This is a genomic window from uncultured Aggregatibacter sp., from assembly GCF_901873365.1.
In the GTDB taxonomy this organism is placed as follows: Bacteria; Pseudomonadota; Gammaproteobacteria; order Enterobacterales; family Pasteurellaceae; genus Aggregatibacter.
On the sequence record NZ_CABFLM010000054.1, the window covers coordinates 1 to 16,708 of the forward strand.

At 44.8% G+C, this 16,708-nt stretch carries 23 protein-coding genes; 5 read left to right on the forward strand and 18 right to left on the reverse strand.

Going from position 1 to position 16,708, the window contains the following annotated elements; all coding sequences use genetic code 11:
• Positions 1 to 173: 173 nt before the first annotated feature.
• The 14 genes from rpsQ to QZ106_RS03865 all read right to left on the reverse strand — a co-directional run bounded on the left by rpsQ (position 174) and on the right by QZ106_RS03865 (position 7,988).
• Positions 174 to 431: a 30S ribosomal protein S17 gene (gene rpsQ, locus QZ106_RS03800; RefSeq protein ID WP_005539352.1), complete on the reverse strand. Its 258-nt coding sequence runs from the start codon at positions 429 to 431 to the stop codon at positions 174 to 176.
• Positions 431 to 622, reverse strand: a complete 192-nt coding sequence (rpmC, locus tag QZ106_RS03805; protein ID WP_005539356.1) for a 50S ribosomal protein L29 — start codon at positions 620 to 622, stop codon at positions 431 to 433. Before rpmC ends, rpsQ begins: the two co-directional genes overlap by 1 nt.
• Positions 622 to 1,032, reverse strand: coding sequence for a 50S ribosomal protein L16 (gene rplP / locus QZ106_RS03810; RefSeq protein ID WP_005715748.1), 411 nt, complete (start codon positions 1,030 to 1,032; stop codon positions 622 to 624). Before rplP ends, rpmC begins: the two co-directional genes overlap by 1 nt.
• A gap of 13 nt (positions 1,033 to 1,045) precedes the next feature.
• The gene (rpsC, locus tag QZ106_RS03815) at positions 1,046 to 1,753 is read right to left on the reverse strand and encodes a 30S ribosomal protein S3 (protein WP_005715746.1); all 708 of its coding nucleotides are present in this window, start codon (positions 1,751 to 1,753) and stop codon (positions 1,046 to 1,048) included.
• Between the two features lie 16 nt (positions 1,754 to 1,769).
• A complete protein-coding gene (gene rplV / locus QZ106_RS03820) occupies positions 1,770 to 2,102 on the reverse strand; it encodes a 50S ribosomal protein L22 (RefSeq protein WP_005539363.1) in 333 nt (110 codons plus the stop codon).
• 10 nt (positions 2,103 to 2,112) lie between these two features.
• Positions 2,113 to 2,388 carry a 30S ribosomal protein S19 gene (gene rpsS, locus QZ106_RS03825; protein WP_005539416.1) on the reverse strand — a complete coding sequence of 92 codons (276 nt, stop codon included), beginning with the start codon at positions 2,386 to 2,388 and terminating at the stop codon, positions 2,113 to 2,115.
• A gap of 25 nt (positions 2,389 to 2,413) precedes the next feature.
• Positions 2,414 to 3,235 carry a 50S ribosomal protein L2 gene (gene rplB / locus QZ106_RS03830; RefSeq protein WP_021615553.1) on the reverse strand — a complete coding sequence of 274 codons (822 nt, stop codon included), beginning with the start codon at positions 3,233 to 3,235 and terminating at the stop codon, positions 2,414 to 2,416.
• Between the two features lie 20 nt (positions 3,236 to 3,255).
• The gene (rplW, locus tag QZ106_RS03835; RefSeq protein WP_005701885.1) at positions 3,256 to 3,558 is read right to left on the reverse strand and encodes a 50S ribosomal protein L23; all 303 of its coding nucleotides are present in this window, start codon (positions 3,556 to 3,558) and stop codon (positions 3,256 to 3,258) included.
• Positions 3,555 to 4,157: a 50S ribosomal protein L4 gene (gene rplD / locus QZ106_RS03840; RefSeq protein WP_005556240.1), complete on the reverse strand. Its 603-nt coding sequence runs from the start codon at positions 4,155 to 4,157 to the stop codon at positions 3,555 to 3,557. The genes rplW and rplD overlap by 4 nt, the downstream gene beginning before the upstream one ends.
• A gap of 15 nt (positions 4,158 to 4,172) precedes the next feature.
• Complete coding sequence (gene rplC / locus QZ106_RS03845; protein WP_005545484.1) at positions 4,173 to 4,799, reverse strand: 50S ribosomal protein L3; 627 nt, start codon at positions 4,797 to 4,799, stop codon at positions 4,173 to 4,175.
• A gap of 16 nt (positions 4,800 to 4,815) precedes the next feature.
• Positions 4,816 to 5,127, reverse strand: coding sequence for a 30S ribosomal protein S10 (gene rpsJ, locus QZ106_RS03850; RefSeq protein ID WP_001181005.1), 312 nt, complete (start codon positions 5,125 to 5,127; stop codon positions 4,816 to 4,818).
• Positions 5,128 to 5,361: 234 nt separating this feature from the next.
• A complete protein-coding gene (locus tag QZ106_RS03855; RefSeq protein WP_295974482.1) occupies positions 5,362 to 6,210 on the reverse strand; it encodes a patatin family protein in 849 nt (282 codons plus the stop codon).
• Positions 6,210 to 7,097 (reverse strand): folate-binding protein YgfZ, encoded by an 888-nt coding sequence (locus tag QZ106_RS03860; RefSeq protein WP_295974485.1) that lies wholly within the window; start codon positions 7,095 to 7,097, stop codon positions 6,210 to 6,212. The genes QZ106_RS03855 and QZ106_RS03860 overlap by 1 nt, the downstream gene beginning before the upstream one ends.
• Before the next feature lie 27 nt (positions 7,098 to 7,124).
• Positions 7,125 to 7,988: a YicC/YloC family endoribonuclease gene (locus tag QZ106_RS03865; RefSeq protein ID WP_295974489.1), complete on the reverse strand. Its 864-nt coding sequence runs from the start codon at positions 7,986 to 7,988 to the stop codon at positions 7,125 to 7,127.
• 119 nt (positions 7,989 to 8,107) lie between these two features.
• Between QZ106_RS03865 and rph the strand changes: the two genes are divergently transcribed.
• The 4 genes from rph (at position 8,108) to dusC (ending at position 11,365) form a co-directional block, all read left to right on the forward strand.
• Positions 8,108 to 8,824 (forward strand): ribonuclease PH, encoded by a 717-nt coding sequence (gene rph / locus QZ106_RS03870; protein WP_295974492.1) that lies wholly within the window; start codon positions 8,108 to 8,110, stop codon positions 8,822 to 8,824.
• A 10-nt stretch (positions 8,825 to 8,834) separates the two neighbouring features.
• Positions 8,835 to 9,479, forward strand: a complete 645-nt coding sequence (pyrE, locus tag QZ106_RS03875) for an orotate phosphoribosyltransferase (protein WP_295974494.1) — start codon at positions 8,835 to 8,837, stop codon at positions 9,477 to 9,479.
• Positions 9,480 to 9,562: 83 nt separating this feature from the next.
• On the forward strand, positions 9,563 to 10,423 hold the full coding sequence (djlA, locus tag QZ106_RS03880; protein ID WP_295974496.1) for a co-chaperone DjlA: 861 nt from the start codon (positions 9,563 to 9,565) through the stop codon (positions 10,421 to 10,423).
• A 3-nt stretch (positions 10,424 to 10,426) separates the two neighbouring features.
• Entirely contained in the window at positions 10,427 to 11,365 is a 939-nt protein-coding gene (gene dusC / locus QZ106_RS03885) for a tRNA dihydrouridine(16) synthase DusC (RefSeq protein ID WP_295974499.1), read from the forward strand.
• A gap of 98 nt (positions 11,366 to 11,463) precedes the next feature.
• On the opposite strand, the gene QZ106_RS03890 is transcribed toward dusC, so the two are convergent.
• Genes QZ106_RS03890 through dapF form a run of 3 tightly spaced genes read right to left on the reverse strand, consistent with a single transcriptional unit; the run spans position 11,464 to position 14,323 of the window.
• Positions 11,464 to 12,534, reverse strand: coding sequence for an ABC transporter ATP-binding protein (locus QZ106_RS03890; RefSeq protein WP_295974501.1), 1,071 nt, complete (start codon positions 12,532 to 12,534; stop codon positions 11,464 to 11,466).
• Positions 12,535 to 12,591: 57 nt separating this feature from the next.
• On the reverse strand, positions 12,592 to 13,482 hold the full coding sequence (xerC, locus tag QZ106_RS03895) for a tyrosine recombinase XerC (protein WP_295974503.1): 891 nt from the start codon (positions 13,480 to 13,482) through the stop codon (positions 12,592 to 12,594).
• Between the two features lie 16 nt (positions 13,483 to 13,498).
• Positions 13,499 to 14,323, reverse strand: a complete 825-nt coding sequence (dapF, locus tag QZ106_RS03900; protein WP_295974505.1) for a diaminopimelate epimerase — start codon at positions 14,321 to 14,323, stop codon at positions 13,499 to 13,501.
• 222 nt (positions 14,324 to 14,545) lie between these two features.
• On the opposite strand from dapF, the gene asd reads away from it, so the two are divergent.
• On the forward strand, positions 14,546 to 15,658 hold the full coding sequence (asd, locus tag QZ106_RS03905; RefSeq protein ID WP_295974508.1) for an aspartate-semialdehyde dehydrogenase: 1,113 nt from the start codon (positions 14,546 to 14,548) through the stop codon (positions 15,656 to 15,658).
• Positions 15,659 to 15,744: 86 nt separating this feature from the next.
• Here the strand turns inward: asd and folD are convergent, their stop codons facing one another.
• The gene (gene folD / locus QZ106_RS03910) at positions 15,745 to 16,605 is read right to left on the reverse strand and encodes a bifunctional methylenetetrahydrofolate dehydrogenase/methenyltetrahydrofolate cyclohydrolase FolD (RefSeq protein WP_295974509.1); all 861 of its coding nucleotides are present in this window, start codon (positions 16,603 to 16,605) and stop codon (positions 15,745 to 15,747) included.
• Positions 16,606 to 16,708: the final 103 nt, after the last annotated feature.

Sequence of the window (16,708 nt, forward strand, 5' to 3'; positions counted from 1 at the left end):
ATATTGTTTTAGGTGTTATGTCAATAACACCTAAAAGAAGTATACTTCTTTGCGAAATTAGCTTAGTGAAAAAAAGTGCGGTTAAAATTTATTAAATTTTAACCGCACTTTAAAAATAAAAAAGCCAACAGCTTTACACTATTGGCTTTTATTTTATTACTTTCTATTGTTAATTAAGCAATCACTGCTTTCTCAACAACACGAACTAAAGTCCATGATTTAGTTTTAGAAATCGGACGACATTCACGAACTTCTACTAAATCACCTAATTTAGCTTCGTTATTTTCATCGTGCACATGTAGTTTAGTTGTGCGACGGATAAACTTACCATAAAGTGGGTGTTTAACCTTGCGTTCAATAGCAACAACGAAAGATTTCTCCATCTTGTCACTTACTACACGACCTTGCACGCTACGAATTTTATCAGTCATTACTCACCCGCCTTTTCGGTTAGAACAGTTTTAATTTGTGCAATACTACGACGCACTTGTTTTAACTGATGGGTTTGTTGAAGCTGACCGGTGGCTGCTTGCATACGCAACTTGAATTGCTCACCTAACAAGTTAACCAATTCAGCATTCAGCTCTTCAACACTTTTTGTACGTAGTTCTTGAGCTTTCATTACATCACCGTCTTAGTTACGAAAGTGGTCTTAATTGGCAATTTAGCAGCTGCTAAAGCAAATGCCTCTCTTGCGATCTCTTCAGACACACCATCCATTTCATAGAGAACTTTACCCGGTTGGATTAAGGCTACCCAGTACTCAACGTTACCTTTACCTTTACCCATACGGACTTCTAGTGGTTTTTCAGTAATTGGTTTATCTGGGAATACACGAATCCAGATTTTACCTTGACGTTTTACTGCACGTGTCATCGCACGACGAGCGGCTTCAATTTGACGCGCAGTTAAACGACCACGACCAACTGCTTTTAAACCGAAAGTACCGAAGCTAACTTCTGTACCGCCCGCGATACCACGGTTACGGCCTTTGTGAACTTTACGGAATTTTGTACGTTTTGGTTGCAACATTTAGCGATTCTCCTTACTTACGACCTTTACCGCGCGGAGCCTTTTTAGGCTTGTCGGCAGGTTGTTGTTCCGGTTGCGCTAGCGCAGCCATTCCACCAAGAATCTCACCTTTGAAGATCCATACTTTAACGCCGATTACGCCGTATGTAGTATGAGCTTCTGCAGTGTTATAGTCGATGTCCGCACGTAATGTATGTAGAGGTACACGACCTTCACGATACCATTCAGAACGAGCAATTTCAGCACCGCCCAAACGTCCGCTAACTTCAACTTTAATACCTTTAGCGCCTAAACGCATTGCGTTTTGTACCGCTTTCTTCATAGCACGACGGAACATAACACGACGTTCTAATTGTGAAGCGATACTGTCTGCAACTAATTTTGCATCTAATTCAGGTTTTTTCACTTCAGCAATGTTGATTTGCGCTGGAACGCCTGCGATTTTCGCTACTGCGTTGCGTAATTTTTCAACATCTTCGCCTTTTTTACCAATAACGATACCCGGGCGAGCTGTGTGAATAGTTACACGAATACTTTTCGCTGGACGTTCAATAGTGATACGTGAAACGGAAGCATTCGCTAATTCTTTGTTTAAGAATTGACGTACTTTGAAATCGCCTTCAAGATTGTCAGCGAAGTCTTGTGTATTCGCAAACCAAGTAGAGCTCCAAGGTTTTACAATACCTAGGCGAATACCATGTGGATGTACTTTTTGACCCATTGTTATTCCTCTACGATTAACGATCTGACACAACCACAGTAATGTGGCTTGTACGTTTTAAAATACGATCTGCACGACCTTTAGCACGTGGCATAACACGTTTCATGCTTGGACCTTCATCTACGAAAATCTTCGCAACTTTAAGATCATCGATATCTGCACCGTCATTGTGCTCAGCATTAGCAATCGCTGACTCAAGAACTTTCTTCACTAAAGCAGATGCTTTTTTATTCGTGTAAGTAAGAATTTCTAGAGCTTGAGCAACTTTCTTGCCACGGATTAAATCCGCAACTAAGCGAGCTTTTTGCGCTGAAGTGCGAGCGTAACGATGTTTTGCAATAGTTTCCATCTTTTACCCCTTACTTCTTAGCTTTCTTGTCCGCAGCGTGACCGCGGTAAGTACGAGTCGGTGCAAATTCGCCTAATTTATGACCGATCATTTCATCAGAAACATAAACAGGAACATGCTGACGACCATTATGGACTGCGATGGTCAATCCAATCATTGATGGAATGATCATTGAACGACGGGACCAAGTTTTAATTGGTTTTTTATCCCCGCTTTCCACCGCCTTCTCTACCTTCTTCAACAAGTGTAGGTCAAGGAAAGGACCTTTCTTGAGAGAACGTGGCATGGCTTATCCTCTTATTTAATTAAAATTATTTACCACGACGACGTACGATATATTTATCAGTACGTTTGTTATGGCGAGTTTTCTTACCTTTAGTTTGAACGCCCCAAGGTGTTACTGGGTGTTTACCAAAGTTACGACCTTCACCACCACCGTGCGGGTGATCTACTGGGTTCATTGCAGTACCACGAACTGTAGGGCGTACACCTCTCCAGCGGTTAGCACCGGCTTTACCCAATACGCGAAGCATATGCTCTGAGTTGCCTACTTCACCAATGGTGGCAGAACATTCAGCTAATACTTTACGCATCTCGCCAGAACGGAGACGTAAAGTCACATAGTTACCTTCACGGGCAATGATCTGTACATAAGCACCGGCTGAACGAGCAATTTGACCGCCCTTGCCTGGTTTTAATTCAACGTTATGTACGGTAGAACCAACCGGGATATTACGCATTGGTAATGAGTTACCAACTTTAATTGGCGCATGTGCACCCGCTTGGATTTGATCACCTGCAGCCAAACCTTTTGGTGCTAAGATATAACGACGTTCACCGTCTTTATAAAGCACTAAAGCAATATTTGCAGAACGATTCGGATCGTATTCTAAACGTTCAACAACACCAGGAATGTCTAATTTATTACGTTTAAAATCAATTAAACGATAGTGTTGTTTGTGACCGCCACCGATGTGACGAGTAGTAATACGACCATAGTTGTTACGACCACCAGTTTTAGATTTAGTATCTAAAAGCGCAGCGAAAGGTTTACCTTTGTGCAATTCATGGTTAACAACTTTAACAACATGACGACGACCAGCGGAGGTCGGCTTACATTTAACGATAGCCATTATCTTCTACTCCTCCGTAATTACTCTGCTGCGCCTTCAACGAAGTCCAAAGATTGTCCTTCTTGAAGTGTAACATAAGCTTTTTTCCAGTCACTGCGACGTCCCATCTTAGCACCACGGCGTTTAGTTTTACCTTTCACCACAACGGTACGAACGGAATCCACTTTCACTTCAAAAAGTTGCTCTACTGCATTAGCAATTTCTACTTTATTTGCATCTAAAGCGACTTTGAAAACGATCGTGTTTGACTTCTCAGCGTTATTTGTTGCTTTCTCAGAGACATGTGGTGCTTTAAGCACTTTTAGCAAACGTTCTTGACTCATGCTAACATCTCCTCAATTTGCTTCACAGCATCCACAGTTACAACTACTTTATCGAAAGCAATTAAACTTACCGGATCAATACCTTGAGCATCACGAACATCTACTTTGTATAAGTTACGTGCTGCCAAGAACAGATTTTCATCTAAACTTGCTGTGATGATTAACACATCTTCAAGTGCTAATTCTTTTAATTTTTGTACTAATACTTTGGTTTTTGGTGCATCAATTTCAAATTTATCAACAACAACTAAACGATCTTGACGAACAAGCTCGGAAAGAATGCTCTTGATTGCACCGCGGTACATTTTCTTGTTCACTTTTTGGCTGTGATCTTGTGGTTTCGCTGCGAAAGTCACACCACCAGAACGCCAAATTGGTGATTTGATATCACCGGAACGAGCACGACCTGTACCTTTTTGACGCCAAGGTTTTTTACCTGAACCGGACACTTCAGCACGAGTTTTTTGTGCACGAGAGCCTTGACGAGCACCTGCTGCATAAGCAACAACAACTTGGTGAATCAACGCTTCGTTAAACTCACGGCCGAAGGTAGTTTCAGAAACAGTGAGTGCATTAGCACCAACAACTTGTAATTCCATCTCTATCTCCTAGACCTATGCTTTAACTGCCGGCTTAACGATAACATCGCTACCAGTAGCACCCGGAACGGCACCTTTTACTAATAGCAATTTACGCTCAGCATCTACACGAACAACTTCAAGGGATTGAACGGTTACACGTTCATTACCTAAGTGTCCTGCCATTTTTTTACCTTTAAACACACGACCCGGGGTTTGGTTTTGACCAATAGAACCGAGAACACGATGTGATAAAGAGTTACCGTGGGTAGCATCTTGAGTACGGAAGTTCCAACGTTTAACACCACCTTGGAAACCTTTACCTTTAGAAGTACCGGTAACATCAACTTTTTTAACATCTGCGAAGATGTCAACGTTAATTTCTTGACCTAAAGTGAATTCTTCACCTTCAGTACGAAATTCCCATAAACCGCGACCAGCTTCAACACCGGCTTTCACGAAATGACCCGCTTCAGGCTTCGTTACACGACTTGCTTTTTTAGAGCCAGTGGTAACTTGAACTGCAGTATAGCCATCGTTTTCAAGAGTTTTAACTTGAGTTACGCGGTTGGCTTCGATTTCGATAACGGTAACCGGTACAGACACGCCATCTTCATTGAAGATACGGGTCATACCGACTTTACGACCGACTAAACCAATCATTGTAATAACCTCTTAATTAACCTAGGCTGATCTGCACGTCAACGCCGGCAGCCAAGTCTAAACGCATTAAAGCATCAACAGTTTTTTCTGTTGGCTCAACAATATCAACTAAACGTTTGTGAGTACGGATTTCATATTGATCACGCGCATCTTTGTTTACGTGTGGAGAAATCAATACTGTGAAACGCTCTTTACGAGTTGGTAAAGGAATCGGACCACGCACTTGCGCACCGGTACGTTTAGCTGTTTCAACGATCTCCGCTGTGGATTGATCGATCAAACGATGATCAAACGCTTTAAGGCGGATACGGATTCTTTGGTTCTGCATGAGACCAGAGCTCCAATAAATTTAGCTAATAAAAAAACTAACACCATCACAATTCTTACATCAAAACAACAAGAAAAGGAGGTGCAAGCTACCTGTTATATAGTCTCCAAATCGGAAACATTGTCAGTATTACCTATTGTAATACTCGTTTAATAAATGATTACATTAAACGGCTTCTATAATTAAAGCCCGTGAATTCTACTAAAAGATAAGACTTTCCGCAAGTGTTATCTTCTAAAACACCTCTGATAAATACTGTTTTAGCATCGGTATCGCCATTTTTGCATCCGCCACGCCTAAATCATACATTGCCTGCACTTTGGCGATGTCCTTTTCAATACGGCGAATAGGCAGAGTGACAGAAGGGCGAATGACAAAGATTTCGCCTTGTTCGTTAAGACGAATGACGTCTTCCACTGCTCGGTTATAGTCGACATAGCGGTTGGTCAGGCGTTCGACCAGTTTGGGGTAACGGCGATAAAATGCATTAAAAATCAGCGAATTGGTCGGCGTTTTGCGGTAATCCAATGGGCGGGTGAGAATGACGATGATTTTATCGTAGCCCAACTGTTGACAGAAACGTAACGGAATACTGTCCGCAATGCCGCCGTCTAAATATTTTTTGCCATCGATTTCCACCATTTTTGACACGAAAGGCATGGCGGAGGTGGCACGCAGGGTTTCCATTTGCTCAAAGGCATCGTGGATTTTTACATATTCCGCTTCGCCGCTTTCCACGTTGGTTAACACCGTGTAGAAGTCGATGCCGGAGCGGGCGAATGCTTCTTGATCGAACACGTCCAATTCAAAAGGCAATTGATAGAAGGCGAAGTCTTTGTTGACGATATTGCCTGTGGTGAACAGGCTGTGCCAGCCCATGTAGCGTTTATCGTTGAGGTATTTTTTGTTGTAGCGCAGTACACGGCCTTTTTGTTTCGAAGGAAAATTTACACCGAACAATGCCCCGGCGGACACGCTGACAATGCCGTCAATGTGAATCTGCTCATCCAAGAAGACATCCAACACGCCGGCGGTGAACATCCCGCGCATGGCGCCGCCTTCCAATACCAATCCGACTTTCATCAGCTTAACGCATAAGGCAAGGGTTGCATGTCAAGCAAGGTTTGGCAGTTCGGCAAGCGGAATGTCTGACCTTCTTCCAACGGCGTATTTAACACCGCCTGCAACCATAAAATACCGTGAAAATTGACCGCACTTATGATTGTGCCCGTGGCGCGCCAGTTATCGCCGAGTGACATTTCCAATGCAGAACCGATGTCCGGCAGACTTTGTGTTTGTGCTGCGAAAATAAATAAAGCGCGTTTATTGGCGCCACGATATTTGGCGCGCGCCACGGTTTCTTGCCCGATGTAACAGCCCTTTTGGAAGGAAATTGCCTGTTCGATACTTTGCAGGTTTAACGCTTGCGGAATAAATTCTAGTTGGGTCGCTGCCGCTAAACCAGGCACGCCATCTTGAATATCCAATAAATCCCAAGCTTCTGCTTCAACGGTAGGTTCGAGGGCTAAGCGGGTCGGGTTGAGTAAAATCACCCGCGGCTGTTGGCCATTTACATCAATGCGAATTTGCACAGAAAATTGACCGCACTTTTCGATGCCTTTTGTGCCGGCTACGCCGAGAATTTGCCAATCTAACGAAGTAAAAGTGACTTTGGAAAACACCGCATATTTTTTCAGTTGATCCAGCGCCGATGGCAATAACGCACTTTTTAACAGCATATAAAAGGTCTGTTCATCTTGACGAATTAAACGGAACAGCGCGCTCATTTTGCCTTTCGGATCGCAATGGGCGGTAAGAGTGGATTCACCGGCTGCTAGCTTAGTCACATCACAAGTGAGTTGTCCCTGTAAATATTTCTCCGCATCCGTGCCCGCAATTTCAATCAGCGTGTAGTGTTCTAACGGGCAAATAATGTCGTCCTGTTGTGCCGTTAAAAGGGAATAGGCCATCGTACTTTCCTTTAAAATATCAATCAATTACTCAAGATTTTGAATTTGTTCGCGCATTTGCTCAATTAACACTTTCAGCTCAATGGCGGAATTAGTTACATCGACATTGATGGATTTGGATGCCAAGGTGTTGGATTCGCGATTGAGTTCTTGCATCATGAAATCCAACTTGCGTCCCACTGCACCGCCTTTGCGCAGAATGTTTTGCGTTTCTTTGACGTGTAATTGCAAACGATCTAATTCTTCGGCGACATCAATGCGTTGTGCCAACATAATCAGCTCTTGCTCTAAACGTTGTGGATCCGGTTGCAGTTGCACTTCTTCAAAGCGTTGCAACATGCGCTCGCGTTGCCATTGTAAAATCTCCGGCATTTTGGACCGCACTTTTTGCTGTTCTTCATTGATGGCTTCAAGGCGTTGTGTCAGCAACGTATGGATTTTCTCCCCTTCTCGTTGACGCATAGCGATAAATTCCTCGACCACTTGCTCAAAGGCCACCAATAGATCTTGGCTGATTAAATCCACATCCTGTTCCGGCACTTCCACTACGCCGGGATAACGCAACACATCGGTTAAATTGAAGTCGCCTTCGCCCGCTTGCTGTTTCAGCCATTGCAAAGATTGCAATACTTGCGTGGCGAGTTCTTGATTAATGTGCAATTCCGTTGCGGCTTGCTTTTTGTTATCAATACGCAGGGTACATTCGATTTTGCCACGAGTGAGTTTTTGACGCAGGGTTTCGCGTAAGGTGTTTTCTAAACTGCGGAATTGTTCCGGCAGGCGGAAAAAGGTTTCTAAATAACGTTGATTGACCGAACGGATTTCCCAAACTGCGTTTCCCCAGTCTTTTTTGATTTCTAAACTGGCGAATGCCGTCATGCTATAAATCATAATAATTCCTTCATTTTTAGGCGCTAAAATTTGCGTTCTATTGTACTGCCAAATTTCGTTTCTGTCAGTTTGCGTGCTAAAATGGCGCGATTTTTTTATTGCTTAACGAGGAATTTTTCATGCGTCCGAATCAACGTGCCAACAACCAAACCCGCCCGATTAAAATCACCCGTCATTACACCAAACACGCGGAAGGTTCCGTGCTGGTGGAGTTTGGCGATACTAAAGTGTTGTGTACTGCCACCGTGGAAGATGGCGTGCCGCGCTTTTTAAAAGGACAGGGACAAGGTTGGGTCACAGCGGAATACGGCATGTTGCCACGTTCAACCCACAGCCGTATGCAACGTGAAGCGGCAAAAGGCAAGCAAGGCGGACGTACTTTGGAAATTCAGCGTTTAATTGCCCGCTCTTTGCGCGCTATGGTTGATTTAGAAGCCCTTGGTGAGCGTTGTGTGACCTTAGATTGTGATGTGATCCAAGCGGACGGCGGCACACGCACCGCTTCCATTACCGGCGCTTGCGTGGCGTTATGCGATGCGTTGAACGGCTTGGTGGCAAACGGCACATTAAGCAAAAATCCATTAAAAGGCTTGGTAGCGGCGATTTCTGTCGGCATCGTAAACGGCGAAGCGGTATGCGATTTGGAATACGTGGAAGATTCTGCCGCAGAAACAGACATGAACGTGGTGATGATGGAAGACGGCCGTATGATTGAAGTACAAGGTACCGCAGAAGGCGAACCGTTCAGCCACGAGGAATTATTAACCTTATTAGATCTCGCCAAACAAGGCTGCGAGATCATTTTCCAAACCCAACGTGCGGCATTGGCAGAATAAGGATAGGAAGATGGAAAACTATAAACAACAGTTTATTGAATTCGCCCTTGCCCGTCAGGTTTTAAAATTTGGTGAGTTCACCTTGAAATCCGGCCGTGTGAGCCCTTATTTCTTTAACGCCGGTTTGTTTAATCAAGGCGCCGATCTTGCCCGTTTAGGTGAATTTTATGCGGCAGCCTTACAAGATGCAGGTTTGCAATACGACATAATTTTTGGCCCGGCGTACAAAGGCATTCCCATTGCCACTGCGGTATCTATTGCGTTATTCAACCGTTTTCACATTAACAAACCGGTATGCTTTAACCGCAAAGAAACCAAAGATCACGGCGAGGGTGGCAATTTAATCGGCAGTCCGTTGCGTGGCAAGGTGTTGTTGGTGGATGATGTGATCACTGCCGGCACGGCAATTCGTGAATCCATGCAAATTATTCAAGCCAATGAAGCGCAATTAAGCGCGGTATTGATTGCCTTGAATCGTCAAGAACGTGGCAATGGCGAGCTGTCTGCGATTCAAGAAGTCGAGCGCGATTACCAATGCGACGTGTTATCTATCATTGATTTTGCCGATTTGATGGCGTTCATTGAAACTCAACCGGAATACCAACAATATTTACCGGCAATGCGCGCTTATCGTGAGCAATACGGCATTAAATAAAGCGAAAGTGCGGTTGTTTTTCCACGCGTTTTTCAATTTGCTGAGAAAATCCACCGCACTTTTTTGACCCTAACGGAGCGACAATGAATTTTATTGGGAAATTTTTAGGTGCCTTAATCGGCTTTCGATTGGGCGGTTTCTTTGGCATGTTAGCTGGTGTGTTTCTCGGTCATCTTGCAGACAAAAAACTGTATGAACTGGGCACAGTCAATTCTTCTTTCTTCAAAACGAAAACCACCCGTCAACTGTTGTTTATGCAAACCACCTTTGCGGTGTTGGGGCATTTAAGCAAAGCCAAAGGACGCGTGACGGAGAATGACATTCTGTTAGCAACCCATTTAATGGACCAAATGCAACTGGACGATGCCGGTCGTCGTTTAGCGCAAGAGGCATTTAATCGTGGCAAACAGACAGATTTCCCGATTCGTCAGGTGATTCGTGAATTTCGTCTTGGTTGCGGACAACGTGCGGATTTATTGCGGGCATTTTTATCCGTGCAAATTCAAGCGGCCTTTTCTGACGATCATTTACATGACAATGAAAAAGAGGTGCTGTTTATTGTTGCTGAAGAACTGGGCTTATCTCGTGTTCAATTTGAGCAAATGTTGGCGATGGAAATGGCGGCGCGTCATTTTGCGCGTGGCGGTTTCTACCAACAAGGCGGCTACTACGAGCAACATTCCGGCTCCCAAGGCGGCTATCAACAGCAATCTCAATCCTCTTCCGGCCCAACCTTAAACGATGCTTATCAAGTGCTTGGGGTTAGCGCGACAGACGATCAACCCACAGTGAAACGTGCCTATCGTCGTTTAATGAATGAAAATCATCCGGATAAATTAGTGGCAAAAGGGTTGCCGCCGGAAATGATGGAAATGGCGAAAGAGAAAACCCAGCAAATTCAAGCCGCATACGACTTGATTTGCAAAGCCAAAGGCTGGAAATAACCTTTGCGCGTCATTTTAGCCCCGATGCAGGGCGTGCTTGATCCTCTCGTACGTCAATTATTAACGGAAGTGAACGATTACGATTTGTGCATTTCCGAATTTGTCCGCGTGGTGGATCAACGCCTCCCACCAAAAGTCTTTTATCGTCTTTGCCCTGAATTACGCCAACAGGGCTACACGCCAAGCGGTACGCCGGTACGTGTGCAACTGCTCGGACAACATCCTCAATGGCTGGCGGAAAATGCCGAACTTGCCATTCAATTAGGTTCCCACGGCGTTGATTTAAATTGTGGCTGCCCGTCAAAAACCGTCAACGGCAGCAACGGTGGCGCTTCTTTGTTAAAACAACCGGAACTTATCTATCAAGCCACCAAAGCCATTCGTCAAGCCGTACCGCAAGAACAGGCAGTGAGTGTCAAAGTGCGCTTAGGCTGGGATTCCACCGACTTTGCTTTTGACATTGCGGATGCGGTGCAACAAGGTGGCGCCACTGAAATTGCGATTCACGGCCGCACCAAAGCGGATGGTTATCGCGCTGATCGTATCAACTGGCAAAAAATTGGTGAAATCCGCCAAAAACTCCATATTCCAGTGATCGCCAACGGTGAAATTTGGCGTTGGGAAGATGGGCAACGATGCTTAGAAATGACTGGCTGTGAAGATTTAATGGTTGGTCGTGGAGCACTCAATATCCCCAATTTAAGCCGTGTGCTAAAACATAACGATGCGCCGTTAAACTGGTCTGAAATCCTGCCGATTTTGCGCAAATACGCCACATTAGAAAATTGTCACGACAGTGGTTTTTACCACGTGGCACGCATTAAGCAATGGCTGCAGTATTTGAAATGTGAATATAAAGAAGCAACGGATTTATTTGAGATTGTAAAACGTTGTCATGATGGAGATGAATTAAGGGCATTATTGGAAGCGCATTTGAGATAGCGTTATGTTTGAAATGAACCGCACTTTTTAACTCATGTGCTCATGAATAGCGCTTTTTTTACCTACAACGTAAATTGCAACCGCCATAAAGCCAACACTTATTCCCCATAAAACAAGCCCGTGCCATATAAATAAACGTCAACCTTATCTCCTACACACAACTCAATTCCATGGTGTTCCTCTAACTCAATGTCGAACCCGTTTATTTCAAGTCGAATCGCCGTAATTTTGCCTTTGAATTCCACGTGGCGGACGATGGCGTTAAAAAGTGCGGTCGGATTTTGCGGTGTTTTTGACAAGCAGAATTGTTCCGGACGGAGAAGTAGCGTGCCGCTTTGTTGCCCTTGGCTTTTGTCTATGACGGCAATGTCACCTAATTGGCAATGCGCCGTTGAAGGTGAATTTAAGGTTGCCGGCAACACAATGCTTTCGCCGATAAAGGTGGCAGTGGAAAGGTGTTTTGGCGACCAATAAAGCGTACGCGGGTTGGCAATTTGTAAGATTTCTCCATTTTGCAACACAGCGATTTTATCGGCATAACGCAAGGCCTCGTCTCGATCATGGGTGACGAAAATGGCGGAAGTACCACTTTGGCGGAGTGCTTGCAACATATCATGACGGATTTGTTGGCGCAGATGTTCATCTAAGGCACTAAAAGGTTCGTCTAATAAAATCAGTTCAGGATTTGGCGCAATGGCGCGTGCCAAGGCGACACGTTGTTGTTGCCCACCGGAAAGTTGGTGTGGGAAACGGTCGGCGAGCGCACAAATGCCGGTAAGCGCCATCACTTCGTCAATACGTTGTCGTTCTTCCGGGGAACGACCTTTGCCATCGCCCAACCCGTAAGCAATATTGCGATACACATTCAAGTGTGGAAATAACACACCTTCTTGCACCACATAGCCTAGCCGACGCTGTTGCGGTGGAATATTGCAATTTACGCCAAAAATCAACCGCTCTTTTAGGTAAATTTCACCGTTATCAGGTTGTTCAAAACCGGCAATAGCACGTAGCAAAGTCGTTTTTCCACAACCGGAAGCACCGAGTAAAAACAAGATTTCGCCACTGTGCAATTCAAGGGAAATATCACGTAGCACATGCGTCTGCCCGAAATGTTTATTGAGGCAGTGGATTTGTAACAAAGGGAGAGATTTTTGAGTTGTCTTCATTGGTGAAAATCCATTAAGTCGCACTGAAAGTGCGGTAAAAAATCATCGTATTTTTTCTTATTTTTTCCGTTTGGCTCGCGGATGCGCCGCATCATACACGTCGGCTAAATGTTGAAAATTTAAATGTGTATAAATTTGCGTTGTTGATAAATGACTGTGTCCGAGCAATTCTTGCACCGCGCGTAAATCCGAACTGGCTTCCAACATATGGGTGGCAAAAGAGTGGCGGAGTTTATGCGGATTCAAATGGCTATTCACCCCTTGTCGAATGCCCCAGCGTTCCAAGCGCATTTGAATCGTGCGCGTGGACATGCGATTCCCCAACTGACTGACAAATAACGCATCGTCTTTTGGGTTAAATAACAACCGCACTTTGAGCCATTGTTGAATGGCGTGGGAAGCATAACGTCCCAGTGGCACAATGCGCTCTTTGTTCCCTTTACCAATCACCCTTACTTCACGCACGCGAAGATTAATGCTGTTTAAGTTCAATCCTTGCAATTCCGACAAACGCAAACCGGAGCTGTAAAACAATTCAATCATGGCGCGATCGCGGATATCAATGGGCTCTTTGCTGTCATTAGCAAGTAATAGCTGAATTTGATCCCTATCGATGTTTTTGGGTAAATGTTTGGGTTGCTTAGGCGCGGAAACGCCCACGGCCGGATTCACCTTGAGCTGCCCTTGATACACCAAATAACTCAAAAAGCGGCGCAACGCAGAAAGGCGTAACGCCAAGCTTTTTTCTTTTAAGCCATCCTGTTTACTGCTTTGTGCCAACACATAGCGCACGACACTTGGTGTGACTTGTTGCCATTGTTGAATTCCGGCGTCCTGCAAAATGGCGATAACGCGCACCAACTGATGTTGATAGTTGGTCAGCGTATGAGGACTCACTTGACGTTCAATGCGCAAGTAAGTCAGGTATTTTTGCAGTTCGTTTTGCATCGCAGATGATCGAAAATTAGAGATAAATCACACCGTCATAGACGTGGGTGGCGCTACCGGTCATATACAGCGGATGCCCTTCGCCTTGCCATTCAATCAGCAAACTGCCGCCAGGCAAATCCACCTGCACTTCATTATCCAATACGCCTTGTATAATCCCCACAGCGACTGCCGCACAAGCACCGCTACCGCAGGCTTGGGTTTCGCCCGCGCCACGCTCATGTACGCGTAATTTAATATGTTTGCGGTTCACCACCTGCATAAAACCAGCATTCACCCGTTCCGGAAAACGCTCATGGTTTTCAAGTAATGGTCCGAGCTGCGCCACGTTGGCGGTGTGAATATCGTCCACCTGCACCACACAATGTGGATTGCCCATGGATACCGCGCCACAGAGTACCGTTTGAATTTCCGTGCGCAGAATATAATTTTTCTCGAATTTATTGGCGGTAAACGGAATTTTATTCGGCTCCCAAATGGGTTCGCCCATGTTCACACGCACATTGTCGTCTTCTTTGACGGTCAACACCATTTTGCCGTTTTGTGTACTGACGGCGATATCTTTTTTGTTGGTTAGGCCTTTGAGCGTCACAAAACGGGCAAAACAACGAGCACCATTACCACATTGCGCCACTTCACTGCCATCTGCATTAAAAATACGATAATGAAAATCCAATTCGGGATCATAAGGCGGCTCTACCACCAACAGCTGATCAAAACCAATGCCACGATGACGATCAGCTAAACGTTTAATGGTGTCGGCGGGAAAATAAACGTTCTGCGTAACCGCATCCACCACCATAAAATCATTGCCGAGTCCGTGCATTTTAGAAAATTGCATGTGTATCCTTAAACAAATAAAAAAATAAATATTTGGGGATTATAGCACACACGCGATCACTTTCACGTGGTGCGTGAATATCACAGCTCACCTGTCAAAAAGTGCGGTCTGTTTTTTGATGATGTTCAAAAATAAAAAAAAGATTGGAAAAAGACTTGCCTTAACGCGCCATCTCTTGCTATTAATTAATCCCTCAAATTTTCTCTAATAAAGGATACATTTATGAAAAACGTGGGTTTTATCGGTTGGCGCGGAATGGTGGGTTCCGTTTTAATGGAACGTATGCAGCAAGAAAATGATTTTGCGAACATTAATCCGGTTTTCTTTACCACCTCTCAAGCCGGTCAAGCCGCACCGACATTTGCCGGTAAAGACGCAGGCACATTAAAAGATGCGTTTGATATTAACGAATTGAAAAAATTAGACATTATCGTCACTTGCCAAGGCGGTGATTACACTAACGACGTGTATCCAAAATTAAAAGCGGCCGGTTGGGATGGCTATTGGGTAGATGCAGCGTCTGCATTGCGTATGGAAAAAGATGCCATCATCGTCTTAGATCCGGTAAACCAACACGTGATTAGCGAGGGCTTGAAAAACGGCGTGAAAACCTATGTGGGCGGTAACTGCACGGTAAGCTTGATGTTAATGGCGTTAGGCGGGCTATTTAAACAGGATTTAGTGGAATGGATTTCCGTGGCGACTTACCAAGCCGCGAGTGGTGCCGGCGCTAAAAATATGCGTGAGTTGTTGGTACAAATGGGGGAACTCAATGGCGAAGTCAAAGCGTTATTGGCACAACCGCATTCTTCTATTTTAGATATTGAACGCGCCGTAACAGCAAAAATGCGTGACAGCGATTTCCCAATTGATAACTTCGGCGCACCATTGGCCGGCAGCTTGATTCCATGGATTGATAAGCTTTGGGAAAACGGACAAACCAAAGAAGAGTGGAAAGGTTACGCAGAAACCAACAAAATTCTTGGCTTAAGCGACAACCCGATTCCGGTTGATGGCTTATGCGTGCGTATCGGTGCTTTACGCTGCCACAGCCAAGCCTTCACCATTAAATTAAAACGTGATATTCCGTTAGCGGAAATCGAGCAAATTTTAGCGTCTCACAACGAATGGGTGAAAGTGATTCCAAATGACAAAGAAACCACATTGCACGAATTAACACCGACCAAAGTGACCGGCACATTAAGCGTTCCGGTCGGCCGTTTACGCAAACTCAATATGGGGCCGGAATACCTCGCGGCGTTCAGCGTGGGCGACCAATTATTATGGGGTGCGGCAGAGCCGATTCGTCGTATTTTGGTACAGTTGACAGCCTAAAATAAACAATGAAAAAATCCACCGCACTTCCGATGTAAAATCGATTTAAAGTGCGGTGGATTTTTTATGTCTTTTTTAAGGAAACGCTATGCTGCGTCACCCTGTTGTTTTTCATAAGCGGAAAGCGTGTTTTGCATCAACATCGCCACTGTCATCGGGCCTACGCCCCCCGGCACCGGAGTAATATAGGACGCACGCTGTGCGGCAATATCAAATTCCACATCGCCCACAAGTTTGCCCTCAAGGCGGTTAATGCCCACATCCACCACTACCGCGCCTTCTTTAATCCATTCACCTTTAATGAATTTCGGTTTGCCCACCGCCACCACTAAAATATCCGCTTGACGAATATGGCTCGCCAAATCTTCGGTGAAACGGTGTGTTACGGTCACGGTGCAACCGGCTAACAGCAATTCAAGTGCCATCGGACGACCGACAATATTAGAGGCGCCCACAATGACTGCGTGTTTGCCATAGAAAGAAATACCGGTGGTTTCCAATAATTTCATCACGCCGTAAGGAGTACAAGCGCGCAATGTGGGAATGCGTTGGCACAAACGCCCAACATTATAAGGATGAAAACCGTCCACATCTTTTTCCGGAGAAATTTGCTCAATCACTTTGGTGCTATCAATGTGTTTTGGCAACGGCAACTGCACTAAAATACCATCGACTGTATTATCTTGATTCAATTCTTTAATCAGTTCCAACAACGCCTGTTCCGTTGTAGTTTCTGGTAAATCGTAAGATTTTGACGTGATGCCGATTTCAGCACAGCTTTTCCGTTTACTGCCCACATACACTTGTGAGGCAGGATCCGCCCCCACTAAAATCACAGCTAAGCCCGGTGCTCTTTTTCCCTGAGCGACATACTGTGAAATTTGTTGAGCCACATTCGATTTAATTTGACTGGCTAATTGCGTTCCGGAAATAATTTGAGCGGTCATTGGCGTCTCCGATGAAAAAGAAAATACAAACGTTTGCTATTTTGTCAGAAAAGCCCCTTTTATGTAAGCTGAATTGCAATAAATTTAGGCATTCAATGGCAAA